This is a genomic window from Formosa sejongensis (assembly GCF_033447105.1).
Classification (GTDB): Bacteria; Bacteroidota; Bacteroidia; order Flavobacteriales; family Flavobacteriaceae; genus Formosa.
In genome coordinates this window covers 124,760-138,956 of sequence record NZ_JAWQUN010000007.1, presented here as the reverse complement: position 1 = coordinate 138,956, position 14,197 = coordinate 124,760, and the positions used below count along the sequence as shown (strand labels likewise).

At 33.2% G+C, this 14,197-nt stretch carries 11 protein-coding genes; 4 read left to right on the top strand and 7 right to left on the bottom strand.

Annotation, left to right across the window (positions count from 1 at the left end; translation table 11 throughout):
• Position 1: 1 nt before the first annotated feature.
• A complete protein-coding gene (locus R6X41_RS09625) occupies positions 2 to 1,135 on the top strand; it encodes an ATP-binding protein (protein ID WP_318499720.1) in 1,134 nt (377 codons plus the stop codon).
• A 251-nt stretch (positions 1,136 to 1,386) separates the two neighbouring features.
• On the opposite strand, the gene amaB is transcribed toward R6X41_RS09625, so the two are convergent.
• The 5 genes from amaB to R6X41_RS09600 form a co-directional block, all read right to left on the bottom strand.
• Positions 1,387 to 2,943: an L-piperidine-6-carboxylate dehydrogenase gene (gene amaB / locus R6X41_RS09620; protein WP_318499718.1), complete on the bottom strand. Its 1,557-nt coding sequence runs from the start codon at positions 2,941 to 2,943 to the stop codon at positions 1,387 to 1,389.
• Positions 2,944 to 3,031: 88 nt separating this feature from the next.
• Positions 3,032 to 4,915 (bottom strand): T9SS type B sorting domain-containing protein, encoded by a 1,884-nt coding sequence (locus R6X41_RS09615; RefSeq protein WP_318499716.1) that lies wholly within the window; start codon positions 4,913 to 4,915, stop codon positions 3,032 to 3,034.
• A 245-nt stretch (positions 4,916 to 5,160) separates the two neighbouring features.
• The gene (locus R6X41_RS09610; RefSeq protein WP_318499714.1) at positions 5,161 to 5,709 is read right to left on the bottom strand and encodes a YciI family protein; all 549 of its coding nucleotides are present in this window, start codon (positions 5,707 to 5,709) and stop codon (positions 5,161 to 5,163) included.
• Complete coding sequence (locus tag R6X41_RS09605) at positions 5,706 to 6,179, bottom strand: CYTH domain-containing protein (protein ID WP_318499712.1); 474 nt, start codon at positions 6,177 to 6,179, stop codon at positions 5,706 to 5,708. The genes R6X41_RS09610 and R6X41_RS09605 overlap by 4 nt, the downstream gene beginning before the upstream one ends.
• The gene (locus tag R6X41_RS09600; protein ID WP_318499710.1) at positions 6,160 to 6,837 is read right to left on the bottom strand and encodes an NAD(P)H-binding protein; all 678 of its coding nucleotides are present in this window, start codon (positions 6,835 to 6,837) and stop codon (positions 6,160 to 6,162) included. The genes R6X41_RS09605 and R6X41_RS09600 overlap by 20 nt, the downstream gene beginning before the upstream one ends.
• 92 nt (positions 6,838 to 6,929) lie before the next feature.
• On the opposite strand from R6X41_RS09600, the gene dinB reads away from it, so the two are divergent.
• The 3 genes from dinB (at position 6,930) to R6X41_RS09585 (ending at position 12,027) form a co-directional block, all read left to right on the top strand.
• Positions 6,930 to 8,030: a DNA polymerase IV gene (dinB, locus tag R6X41_RS09595; RefSeq protein WP_318499708.1), complete on the top strand. Its 1,101-nt coding sequence runs from the start codon at positions 6,930 to 6,932 to the stop codon at positions 8,028 to 8,030.
• 238 nt (positions 8,031 to 8,268) lie between these two features.
• Positions 8,269 to 10,689: a TonB-dependent receptor gene (locus R6X41_RS09590; protein ID WP_318499706.1), complete on the top strand. Its 2,421-nt coding sequence runs from the start codon at positions 8,269 to 8,271 to the stop codon at positions 10,687 to 10,689.
• A 27-nt stretch (positions 10,690 to 10,716) separates the two neighbouring features.
• A complete protein-coding gene (locus tag R6X41_RS09585) occupies positions 10,717 to 12,027 on the top strand; it encodes a hypothetical protein (RefSeq protein WP_318499704.1) in 1,311 nt (436 codons plus the stop codon).
• A 133-nt stretch (positions 12,028 to 12,160) separates the two neighbouring features.
• On the opposite strand, the gene pyk is transcribed toward R6X41_RS09585, so the two are convergent.
• Both pyk and R6X41_RS09575 read right to left on the bottom strand, forming a co-directional pair.
• The gene (pyk, locus tag R6X41_RS09580; RefSeq protein ID WP_318499702.1) at positions 12,161 to 13,600 is read right to left on the bottom strand and encodes a pyruvate kinase; all 1,440 of its coding nucleotides are present in this window, start codon (positions 13,598 to 13,600) and stop codon (positions 12,161 to 12,163) included.
• Positions 13,600 to 14,085 (bottom strand): IPExxxVDY family protein, encoded by a 486-nt coding sequence (locus tag R6X41_RS09575; RefSeq protein ID WP_318499700.1) that lies wholly within the window; start codon positions 14,083 to 14,085, stop codon positions 13,600 to 13,602. Before R6X41_RS09575 ends, pyk begins: the two co-directional genes overlap by 1 nt.
• Positions 14,086 to 14,197: the final 112 nt, after the last annotated feature.

Below are 14,197 nucleotides of genomic sequence, written 5' to 3'. Positions count from 1 at the left end.
CATGATCAATAAGCGACTTCTTATTAAAAACCTATTAGCGCATAACGACGAAAATAGTTTTTACGATAAAAAGCGTAAAATTGAAATCGGCGAAAAAGAAGGAAAAGCCAAATTTTTAAAACATATTTGTGCGCTTTCTAATAGCAATCCTAAGAACAACTCTTTTATTGTAATTGGAGTTGAAGATGATGATAACGAAATTATAGGTGTCGATTTTTTCGACGATAGTAAAATTCAAAATTTAATAAACGCTTATCTTACCAATCCACCAATTGTGCAATACGAAAACATTCCGTTTCCGCATTTGCCAGACCATAAAGTGGTTGGATTGGTAACCATACGTGCGAATAATAAAATTACTTCGCTTCGGAAAAATATTTGGAAATATTACGGCGGATCAGTCTTTTTTAGAGACGGTAGTATAAGCATGCCCAAAGCTTTTGATATAAAAATTGAAGATGTAAATTCTAAAATTGTTGAAGCCATAGAAAATCATGCGCAAAACAATATAGAGTATACGCTAAATGGCGTATTCGATTTTATGAATTACAGAAAAGATTATCATCCAGAATATATTGTATTTAAGGAATATTTTGTGGTATGCTGGGCTGGACAACGAAAAAGAGTGAAAAACGAAACCTACTTCTCTAGAGTAGATATTGAACTGATAAATGAACAAGTTAGATTGTTTTTTTCAACCTTAGACGAAGTATCTATTACCATTACCGAAGACTCTTTTAATATTATTGAATATGTGCATTTAGGACTTCAAAAATCTTATAATTATTATCCTTTAGAAGAAACCGTAATCAGTTTTAAAGATAATGCAAGCTATCATATAAACACTAAATTATTGTTTGAACCACCACAGTTCGATAAAAAAGTTTTACATCATATTTACAACACTAATAATGCAATTCTTGGGAAATTAAAAAAAGGATTATCGCTTTCCAAATCGGAAGAAGAGGATATTAAAAACCTTCCAGCAACTTATTTGTTGTGTTATTTAAATCATTTTCCTGAAGCTCTAAATAAACTCTTTTCTGCTAAGTTATATCTAAAATCTTATAATCAAGAAGTTTACCTTTTATACAAGGAAACGTTGCGTATTTTAAGAAAAGTAAAATACAGCTAGATTTAACTATACACTAATACCTACCAATTACGTAGATTTTGATACCAACTATATAATTCATAAAAAATGAGCCCTTTAACGTAATATATTTGCTATGCTATTAGTCAATACTAAATACTAACCTTATTTCTCCCAATAATAATTGGCATTGAAATAAGGTTTTTTAGATTTTTAACTACAACTATTAAAACCGCAGTAAACATTATAAAACCGATATCTTAAATCACTTTTTTCACTTATTCATTAAAGGTTTATAATTCGAATTTTATACCTTGAGCAAGTGGTAAATGTGTTGTATAATTTATGGTATTTGTTTGACGACGCATATATATCTTCCAAGCATCAGAACCTGATTCTCGTCCGCCACCAGTTTCTTTTTCACCACCAAAAGCACCACCAATTTCTGCACCAGAAGTTCCTATATTTACATTTGCGATTCCACAATCAGATCCAGTTACGGATAAAAATTGTTCTGCTTCTCTTAAATTGTTTGTCATAATTGCTGACGATAAACCTTGTGCTACATTATTCTGAATATCTAACGCATTTGTTACATCTCCAGAATATTTCAACAAATATAAAACGGGAGCAAATGTTTCGTGCTGAACGATTTTAAATTCTGGCCTCGCTTCTGCAATTGCAGGTTTCACATAACATCCACTTTCGTAACCTTTACCTTCTAAAACAGCGCCTTCAACAAGAATATTCCCACCTTCTTCTTTAACTTTAGTCAAAGCATTCTGATACATTCTTACAGCATCTATATCGATAAGCGGACCAACATGATTATTTTCATCTAATGGATTTCCAATTTTCAGTTGTTTATATGCACTCACCAAAGCCTCTTTAACTTGATTGTACATACTCTCGTGAATAATTAATCGGCGTGTCGAAGTACAACGTTGACCACAAGTTCCTACAGCACCAAAAACAGCTCCTATAATTGTCATTTTTAAATCTGCATCTGGAGTTACAATGATAGCATTGTTTCCTCCTAATTCTAAAAGTGATTTTCCTAAACGTGCTGCCACATCTTGCGCTACAATTTTCCCCATTCGTGTAGAACCAGTAGCCGAAATTAAAGGCACACGGATATCTTTTGTTAGCAAGCTACCAACTTGATGATCCCCATTTACCAAATTAGAAATACCTTCGGGTAGATTGTTTGCTGCAAATACTTCGGCCGCAATATTCTGGCAAGCGATACCTGTTAACGGTGTTTTTTCACTAGGTTTCCAGATACAAACATCGCCACAAACCCATGATAAAGCCGTATTCCAAGCCCAAACTGCAACTGGAAAATTAAATGCTGAAATAATCCCAACTATACCTAAGGGATGATATTGTTCGTACATACGGTGGCCAGGACGCTCGGAATGCAAGGTCAGTCCGTGAAGTTGTCTTGAGAGTCCAACTGCAAAATCGCAGATATCAATCATTTCCTGAACCTCACCTAAACCTTCTTGGTAACTTTTACCCATTTCGTAAGACACTAATTTGCCTAAAGCTTCTTTTTTCTCGCGTAATTTATTTCCAAACTGACGCACAATTTCGCCTCGCAAAGGAGCAGGTGTTGTGCGCCAAGTTTTAAAAGCGGCTTGAGCAGTGCCTACCACTTTCTCGTAATCTTTTTTTGTAGTAATTTTTACCGAACCAATACGTTCTCCATCAACAGGCGAAAAACTTTCAATACATTCAGTATTACTTGAGAAGAAATTTGTCCCTGTAGATGTCCCTTCATTTATATCTTTAATACCTAATTCTTCTAGTACTTTTTCCATTCCGAATTTAGCTGAAACTGATTTCATATTAATGTTTTTTACAATTTACACTCGTTATTATTACTAAGGTAACAATTATAAATGGCTCTTATTCAGATGACATGCTAAATTTAAGCTAATATTGGATAGTAAAATGACCAGTAAACACCTGAGAGTCAATAGTAATTACATACCAATAATCTGAAGTTGGTAAAAGTTTATTATTATAAGTGCCATCCCATGAAAATGGTGCATTCTTAGAATAAACTAAGAGCTTACCATAACGATTAAAGATAGAAACTTCGGAAGTTCCATAACTATCAATACCAACCAAATTAAATTGATCATGAAAGCCATCTCCATTTGGAGTAAAAAACAGCGGAATAACAAAATGAAGATAACTTTCTTGAATGGCTTCTCCACAACCATTACGTTCACGCACATAAACAGTGTAATATCCGCCAGCTATCCGCTCAAAAACATTACTCGTTTGATAGCCTTGATTATTTAAAGCATATTCAAAATCTCCGGGTTTAGTTGTTTTTACAAGTATTGAACTGCCTTTAGAGGTCACACTTTCTATTTCTGGAGTTAAAATTTGTTGGACTGTAAATGTTTTTACACTAGAACACCCTTCTGTATTTGAAACAGTAACAGTATATTTTCCTGGTGTATTTATAATTATTGTAGATGTTGTTTCTCCTGTACTCCATAAATAATCAACATCTTCCATTGTTGCATCTAAAATTATATTTTCTGAATTGCACAACAGTAAAGTTTCGTCGAAGACTACAGGATTGTAAGAAATGGTATAAGTTATAGCTGTTCTGTTTATTGAAATACAACCACCAATACTAGAGACGGCTTCTGCAAAATAAGTCCCTGCAACTGTTGGGGCAAAAGTTGTGGAACTCGCTTTAATTAAAGTTCCTCCTACAGCTGCATTGTACCAATTAACCGTTTCACCCGTTGGTATAGTTACAGAAATTGGTATCTTATCCGAATCACAAGAAACAACATCTCCGTTGCTTAATGGATTATTTGGTGTCGGAATTATTTTAGCCGTAAAAACATCGGTAAGTGAATTACAGGTACTAATATTCACATTATTTAAATCTTCAGAAACTTTCGCTCTATAATGTGTAGTTTGCGTTACTACACTTGGGGTATAAGTATCGTTGGTTTCCCCAGGAATATCCATCCATGTCACTTCATCATAACTCATTTCCCATTGATAAAAATGAGAACTTGTAACTCCTGTCTGTGGTGTAGCCGTAAGTGTTCCTACAGAAATAGGCGTTTCGATTTCGCAGTTTAAAAGGCTAGTTTGATTACTGGTGTCTTCAATTGTAATTTTATCACCACAAGATTTAAAGACTATATCATCTATGGCAACATCGTTTCCACAGCCACCACTACTATTATTTATCATTTTTAGAATAATAGCATTTTGTCCCAGAACAGTAGTAAACACTAAACCAAATTGTTGCCAATTTGGAGTATTTGTTCCATAAATATTATTTGTATCACCTTCAGCTAAAAGTTTAGTATCTGTTATATCCCAAATCTGAAATTTCACATTTATAGGAATGCCATTACCACTACATTTGGATGCAGGTAATAAATTAAGCAACCAAGCAGAAAACTCGTACGTTGTATTTTTGCATAAGTCAGGAATCTCTGTTCTAAAAAACTCACCTGCAGTATAAGCTGCGTTAACAATTAAAGACCTTCCATTTGTATCTCCAGCAGTATGATCTTGAGTATTGTGCCAACCATACCAATTAGTATTACTGGAAATGGTATAAAAACCATCATTAGGCTCAATAGAAGCAAAAGTATACGTTGTTTCCGCTGGTAGTTGTAAAGAAATATTATCCGTTCCGGATCCAAAATCTTCAGAAAAGATTGGAATTCCAGAATTTCCTGAACAAAATTGGAATTGTGCTAAAATGGTGGTTGAATACAAAAATAAAAGAACACAGCTTATTATTTTAATACGGTTAGTTAGTGTTTTCACACTTTAAATATATAAAATTTATAATCTATTTCGTTCTATTTTTTATATTCACTTAAAAAGATAAAACCATTTTATTAGGATCTAATTTTCACATCTGAACATACTGAATACAAAAATAGCTACATCCAAACGGCTGAAACTACAGAAACAGCATTCAGACCATATTAAAGCACAACGTTTTGTAAAATTAAATTGGCATAGTTTTTATAATGTTCAACGTTGTAAAGTTGTAGGCGAATATGATTTTAGCGCATCTTAAACCCACTGGCTGCCCACCACGGATGAATTTCAATTTCTAATCTTCCTGCTTTTACCATCGGATCTGAATTTGCTAAACTATCGGCCATTTTTTTAGTTGGTACATTATAAATGGTAATACCTCTAATCTCACCTTCGTCTCCAAAAGGACCTGAAACATCTGCATAACCTAACTCATACATGTTTTTTAAATACGCTATGTGTTCATCTTGCAAATCCTTTGCTTCCTCTTCATTTTGTGTTCTTACGGCTCCACCTTTTAAGAAGGCTACAAAATATTGCTTCATTAATATAGTGTCTTTAGTTACCTCGTCTATTAAATCGTAGGTTTCGAAACCTTTGGCCGTTAATTCTGCCTTTATTTCTTTATAACTTTTTGGAGGTGCAACAACTTCAATTTCTGTTATTACGGTATCTATAACTACTTCAGACAGACTTATGGAGTCTGTAACCGTCTGCTGTACAGTTGTCGTACTTTCATTCTTTTTACAACTAAAAAGTGTTAATATGGCAATTATTACTATTGAATATTTCATGTATTCCAAGTTTTATAAGGTTGTTTACTAAGTTGTGAATTATAATATTTCACGTCTCCTGTTACTTCTTTTCCTAACCAAAGTGGTTTTGATATCACTTCTGTAGGGTGACTTAATTCTACTTCTGCAATTACTAATCCTGCATTTGCACCGAAAAATTCGTCAACTTCAAAAATATGTTGATTCATTTTAATTTCATAACGAATTTTATCAATAACTCCTTCTTCACACAATTTTAAAAGTGCTTCGGCATCTGTTTTATCTATGGGTTTTTCCCATTCAAAACGTTCTAAACCATCTTTTGTAGATTGCCCTTTTACTGTTAAAAATCCATCTTCACCTTTTAAACGCACTCGAACAGTTCGCGCTTTATCGGTGTTTAAAAACCCTTGAATTATTTTTGTTTGTTTGAACGATTCCGCTTTAAAAGCATCAGATTTTACTAAAAATTTACGCTCTATTTCTATCATATTCTATTGCAATCTCTTTTATTTTTTCTGAAGGTATACATTGTAATTCATACGTATTTTCAGCTAACCAAAGCATGGCCGATACTATGGTTTTCGATTCTATTGGTTTATATCTTTTCAGTTTACCAATAAATAATGGAGCTACTACTCCCATTATTATTTTACCTATATTTTCTCCAATTCTAAATTCGTCCCTGCCTCCTGTTATTAACGATGGCTGGAGCATATAAGTGTTTTTAAGGTTTAAAGATAACACAACAGCTTCCATTTCTCCTTTAGTTCTGTTATAAAAAACTTTACTTTTAGAATCTGCACCTAATGCTGAAATACATATAAAATTTTCGATATTGTTTTTTGCACACAAATTCGCAGCGGCAACGGGAATACCATAATCTATATTATGGTATGTGGATTTATCTGGTGTTTTAGATTGCGTGGTACCAATACAGCAAAAGACAACATCGGCGCGAAACAGTGTTTTATAACGATCTAATTCGAAAAGATCGATAAGATATTCTGTTATTTTCGAATGCTGAATCCCACAAGTCGATCTGCTAAATAACACAATTCGGCTGTAATCACTATCTTTCAAAAGCTTTTGCAACACGTTTTTCCCTGTTAAACCCGTTGCTCCTAATACGATAGCTGTTTTCCCCATAAGTTTATATTTGCTTTAATAAAGTTATTATAAATTTGTGTAATAGTATACAAAACACAACGCAATAAACCATAGCATTGCTACACTAAATTATGGAGTCAGATTTTCCTCTAAGAAAAATAATTCATGTCGATATGGATGCATTTTATGCTTCTGTAGAACAAATGGATTTCCCTGAACTTAAAGGAAAAGCTATTGCTGTTGGCGGAAGTGAAATTCGTGGTGTTGTTAGTGCTGCAAGTTATGAAGCTCGGAAATTTGGTGTAAAAAGCGCCATGAGCGGAGTCCAAGCCAAACGTAATTGTCCAGAATTAATTTTTGTAAAACCTAGATTTGATCGCTATAAAGAAATCTCTAAAAAGATTCGAAAAATATTTTTCGATTATACAGATTTGGTTGAGCCACTTTCACTAGATGAAGCTTATTTGGATGTTACTGTAAATAAAAAAGGTAATCCGAGTGCTTCTCTTATTGCAGAAGAGATTAGAAGTCGGATTTTAAATGAAGTGGGATTAACAGCTTCTGCCGGAATTTCTATTAATAAATTTATTGCAAAAGTTGCCAGTGATTACAATAAACCTAACGGACAAAAAACAGTTAACCCTGAAGATGTCTTAATCTTTTTAGAAGATTTAGATATCAGAAAATTTTATGGTGTAGGTAAAGTCACTGCCGAAAAAATGTATCAATTAGGAATTTACACAGGAAAGGACTTAAAATTAAAAACCATTGAATATTTAGATTCTCACTTCGGAAAATCTGGCCGATACTATTACTATGTGGTTCGTGGGATTCACAATAGTGAAGTTAAACCTAACCGGATTAGAAAATCACTTGCAGCCGAACGTACGTTTAACGAAAACTTATCTAGTGAAATTTTCATGCTTGAAAAGTTAGAACTCATCGCCAAAGAAGTTTCTAAACGATTAAAAACAAGTAAGGTTGCAGGCAAAACTATAACGCTTAAAATTAAATATAGCGATTTCACCTTACAAACACGAAGCAAAACCTTACATTATTTTATTAGCGATGCTGATTTAATTATGGACACGGTAAAGTCTCTATTAATTCAGGAAGAATTAACCAACTCTGTCCGCTTACTAGGGATTTCTATTTCAAATTTAAATACAGAAAAACCTAACAAGAAACCGGAACAGAAGAGTGTGAGTGCACAATTAAAATTTCAGTTTTAAATTTAGATTTAATTTTAAGCTAATCCATCTTCAAATCATTATAATTCTAATTTAATCTTACAATTAAAATTAACAATTCTCAGTAATTACCGACTTCATTTATGAAATTACTAATTTAGAATGATTCTGATTAAATAAAATTTACAAAAAAAGTGTCCTTTTAAAAATATTCTCAATTCTTCTATTTTTATTTGTACTAAGTCTAAATAAGGTTAATTTTGCGTTAAAATTTATACTAATGGTCTTAACAAAAGGACACCTTACTGTTTTACTTTTTTTACTTAGTTGTTTTGCTTTTGCGCAGCAAGGAGATTTAAAAGGTCATGTTGTTTTCGATACTAACGAACCTGTTCTTGCCGCACAGATTGTTTTAACAGGAAATCAAATTCACAAAGAAACCTTTACCGATATTAATGGTGATTATACCTTTAAAAAAATTCCTTATGGGTCTTACAAAATCCAAATCCACTCTTTAAATGCAAATTCAACAACAATAGACGTTGTACATAATTCTAAAGACGACATTCAAAAAACAATACTCAAAATTGCTGAATACCAAGATTTAGCAGAAGTTTTAGTAAAATCGAAAACAACTCAGCAAAAAATTGAAGAAAAAGGATTTGCTGCTAATGTTATAGAAACACAGGATGTTAAATTACAATCTATACAGGTAAACGATTTGTTAGATCAAAGTGCAGGAGTACGTGTAAGACAGTCCGGAGGAATGGGATCTCAAGCAAGCTATAACTTAAATGGAATGTCTGGAAACTCGGTAAAAATCTTTATCGATGGTGTGCCTATTGGAAATTTCGGACCTTCTTTCTCATTAAATAGCATCCCGTCTTCAATGATTAAACGTATTGAAGTTTATAAAGGAGTGGTTCCAGCGCATCTATCGGACGATGCTATGGGAGGTGCTATAAATGTAATTTTAAATCAGGATATGAACGACCAACTATCGGTTTCTGCTTCAGCCGGATCATTTGGAACCTATCGTGCCGATGTAAATGGTGGATTCAGAAACGAAAAAAATGGTTTAACAGTAAGAGCATCTGCTTTTATAAATTATTCAGACAATGATTATCATGTTTGGGGAGACCAAGTTGCGGTAACCTTAGAGCCTGGGGCACCAGATGTCTATATTAAAGCAAAGCGTTTTCATGATCGATATAGATCGCAAGGAATTAAGGCAGATGTTGGGCTTACCGATGTAAAATGGGCCGATAAATTTATGGTTGGCGGTCTATTATCTAATTTAGACGACCAAGTCCAAACAGGTGCTACCATGGAAATTGTTTATGGAAATAGACATTACGAACAACAAACTCAGATGTTTAATGTGGATTATGCAAAAGAGGACATCGTTAAAAACTTAGACTTAAGTGTGTTTGCTTCATTTTCTGAGTTAAATAGAAAAACGATAGATACAATTGCAACGCAATACAGTTGGTTAGGGTATCCAACTTATTATTATGGAGATCCAGACGAATGGGCTTCAGGTGCAGAAGCTGGTGTTCCGACATTACAACAAGATAAAGATCAAACAATAAATAACAGAACGAATATTGCTTATAATATAAATGAAAATAACAAAGTTCAGTTTAATTATTTGCTGAATACATTTAATAGAGAATCAGACGACCCTATGCTTCCTGCCATAGAAAATGAATTGAAAGAGGAGCGTAAGTATATGAAAAACATTTTAGCACTTTCTTATGAAAATGAGGCTTTTGACAACAGACTTAAAACGACTGTTTTTGTAAAAAGTTATCACATGGATAGAGTTACGAAAATTAGAGAACGTAGTGGAAATAATTCGAATTCGACTATAGTTGTTAATGAATACAAAGTAAATTCAGACGATCTTGGTTATGGTGGAGCGGCATCTTATGCTTTCACAACATCTTTTAGTGTTTTTGGTTCTGCCGAGAAAGCGGTAAGACTTCCTACAGCAGACGAGGTTTACGGAAATGTAGCCATTAATGTAAACCCGTCGCCAAGTCTAAAACCAGAATACAGTAATAACTATAATTTAGGAATAGCATTTACAGATTTACGTCTTCAAAAACACAATTTTGGAATATCGACTAACGCCTTTATTCGCGATACAAAAGACCTTATAATGCAATTTCCCGTAGGAAATGACGAAGAGTTTTTTGGAAACGAAAACATCGGAAAAATATTTACAACAGGATTCGATTTTGAATTAAAATATGACTTCGATAATAAATTATTCTTTAACGGAAATCTATCTTATTTTGATGCTAGAGATTATACCGTAACTTACGATATAGAAGGTAAACCAATTACACCAGACACTTATGAAAGGCTTGCAAATACGCCTTATTTCACAATGAATTATAACCTGAAATATAAGAAAATTGATCTGATACAAAAGGGCTCTCTTTTTTCATGCTATGCTAATGTACTTTATGTACATGACTTTTTCAGACACGGTTCTAATTTAGGTGGTTATGGGAAAACAGTAATCCCAACTCAAGTGAACACCGATTTAGGTTTTGCTTATACTTTTCCTAAAAACAAATTAACAGTAAGCTTTGATATTCGAAATGTTTTCGACAATCAAATATTCGATAATTACGCATTACAAAAACCTGGCCGAGGTTACTACGGTAAACTAACATATAATATATTTTAAAAAATGAATCATTTAAAAATCAATTTTATGAATACTAACATTAAATCAATATTAAAACTAACTTTTGCATCAGCATTGGCACTTAGTATATTTTCTTGTAGCGACAGTAACGACGACAATATTGCTCCTCCAGACCCATCAGCAGAACGTCCTTATCATTTAGTTTTAGGTGTCGGCTCTACTGATGACTCTACAACGTACTCGCAAGGGGTAACAATAACACAAATGCAAGATCCAAATACAACGTTTAGTTATAATAATTATGGTTTTGAAGTACCTTCTACAAGAACAGCTCGTTTATATACTTCAGACGATGGACTAACACTTTATAATTTAAATTACGGTGGTGGAGACATTGCTAAATACAATTACATAAGCGGACAAAACTATTCTCTAATTTCGAATACAGATGTACAAGCTGTAATGGGAACTGCATATCCGCGTTGGACAAAGATTAACGAAGACTATGCTTCGATTCAAAATGTAGTTACAGAAAATGTTTATGACGATCCTAACGCTGAAAGTCCAGTGTACTTAAGAACAAAATCAACAGTAACCTTAGCTTTAATCAACCTGAATACAATGATTGTTGAAACTAACAATACATTTGAATTCCCTTGGAATGAAGCAGAAGCTTCTCAAGGTATTAATGTATTCCGTATTGACGCTCCAGTTCTTTCTAATGGAAAATTATACTATGGGGCTGCCAAGAGACATTACAATGCGTTAACAGGCGAAAATGACACTATGGTTTATGAAGATGCAGAAACTTTAGTAGTAGATTATTCTACTTTAGGAAATCCTACAACATTAAGAACAGATATCGATGGTGTCGCTGGTTCTACTAACGGTTACAGAACACCTGTTGCACATACAGACGAAAAAGGAGATATTTACCAACTAGTAACTTCTGGTGATGCAACTATTTTAAGATTAGACAATGGCGAATATGATGAGTCTTATGGAGCATTTAATATTAAAGACGCATTAGGCCACGCTGCAGAAGCGAATACAGGATGGTTTTATGTTGGAAATGGAATTGGTTACGTGCCAGTTTTAAATACCGACGAAGGTGATAGTGCAAGCTCTTACTGGTATGTTGTTCGTGTAGATGTATACAATAAGACAGCCGTTAAAATGAATATTTCTGAGTCACTTTGGTTAAGACAATACCAATGGGCTAGTGTAATTGAAGGCGAATTATATATGGCTTTAACTCCACTTGGAGGAACAGGAAACATCTATATTTTCGATCCAACAGATGCTAGTGCTAATGGATTTACTAAAGGTGCTACTTTACAAACTGGAAATGATGCTTTTTACATCGGACTTTTCTAGAGAAATCTTTTAAAAACTAGCTAAAGTAAAATTTCTAAGCAATGCTTTTAATTAGAACTTAAGTCAATAAAAAAGCCTGATTAACAAATGTTAATCAGGCTTTTTAAATATTATAATTTTAGTAAATTATAAATTAAGACTTGTATGAAATTTCTGTTACACGTAATGTGTTTACCATTCCTTTATCTTGAATAGGCATAGCCGCTAAACTAATCAGCATATTACCTTCTTCTAAATATCCTTTTTCACAAGCTAATCTGTTTACATCTTCTATAGTTTCATCTGTACTTACAAATTTATCGTAATAAAATGCCTTAACACCCCATAATAGATTTAATTGTGTTAAGATACGTCTGTTAGATGTGAATACTAAAATATGAGCTGATGGTCTCCAAGCTGAAATTTGGAACGCTGTATAACCACTATTTGTTAATGTAGAAATAGCTTGTGCGTTAATTTCGTTTGCCATGTTAGCAGCATGAAAACAAATCGATTTTGTAATATAACGTTTCGTACGAATATGTGGTGGAGATTGTGGCACTTTAATAAGTGGTGAATCTTCTACACTCTTAATAATATTCGACATTTGTTTAATAACCTGAACTGGATATTTACCTACAGATGTTTCTCCCGAAAGCATAACCGCATCTGCACCATCCATTACAGAATTGGCAACATCGTTAACTTCTGCACGCGTTGGAGTTAAACTATCGATCATAGTCTCCATCATCTGTGTTGCAATAATTACAGGAATTCTAGCTTTTTTAGCACATAGTACTAATTGCTTTTGAATTAACGGTACTTCTTCTGCAGGAATTTCTACACCTAAATCACCACGAGCAACCATTAAACCATCGCAATACGCAACAATTTTATCGATATTCTCTACAGCCTCAGGTTTTTCTATTTTTGCAATAATTGGAATTTTTTCTGCACTATGCTCTTTAATAAGCTCTTGAAGTTGCATTAAATCTTCTGCATGACGCACAAAAGATAATGCCATCCAATCTACCTGTAAAGAACATGCAAATATTGCATCTTCTATATCTTTCTCTGTAAGCGCTGGCTGAGAGATATTAGTATTGGGAAGGTTTACACCTTTTTTAGATTTTAGAGGACCTCCTTGAATTACTCTAGCAGTTACCTCGTCTACATTGTTACTAGATATAACTTCAAAAAGTAATTTACCATCATCAAGAAGAATTCGTTCTCCTGGCTTAGCATCTTGTGGAAATTGTTTATAGGTCATGTAAACACGATCCTTGGTTCCTTCAAATCTTTCGCCAGTAGCAAAGATTATCTCGTCTCCAGGGTTTACAAAAACATCATCTTTCATTACTCCTACACGAAGCTTTGGACCTTGTAAATCTCCTAGTATTGCAGCATTATAACCGAATTCATCATTCAGTTCACGAATCATTTTAATACGCTCCGTAACATCTGCATAATCAGCATGAGAAAAATTAATTCTAAATACATCGACACCTTCGTCTAACATACCTTTTAGAACTTCTTTTGTGCTCGTCGCTGGCCCTAAGGTGGCCACTATTTTGGTTTTCTTTCTTTTCAACATTAATTAAAAATTAAATTGTCTTTAGATTTTATCTGATCCACATTTACCGTGTATGTTGTAATAACTTGAGGTATTTGCTGGATTCTATTTACTATTAATTGTTCACTTATTTGCAAGTCTTCTTTCGTAATCTTCATTAAATAATCTACAGTTTTTAACTCAGGAATTAAGTTATAAGACTTTATAATTTTTTCTTCATTTGTAAACAACGAACCAGAGCTGTGTAAGCTATCCTCTTCACGTTTACATATATTGGACACCAAATTATATGTAATTAAATTTGAATCGTCCTTCCATTCAAAAATGGAATAAGCAGCCGAAAAATACTTATAATCGATATCTTGTTCTCTTCTCGTAAGGCTTAATTCTAAATTTTTATTTAAATAATAAGCCAATCTATAATCTTCTAATCTGCTGTGTATGGCAATTAAAATATAATCGACGTCTTCTAAAAAGTCCTCAAGATTAAGTTTATGAATGGCCATAATTGTTACTTTATATATGTAAAGATAACATTTATAAGCATTAATAAATTACCTTTTAGCTTAACTTAGTGTTATATTTTTACGAAAACGTTTTAGTTTACGCGAATTTTTA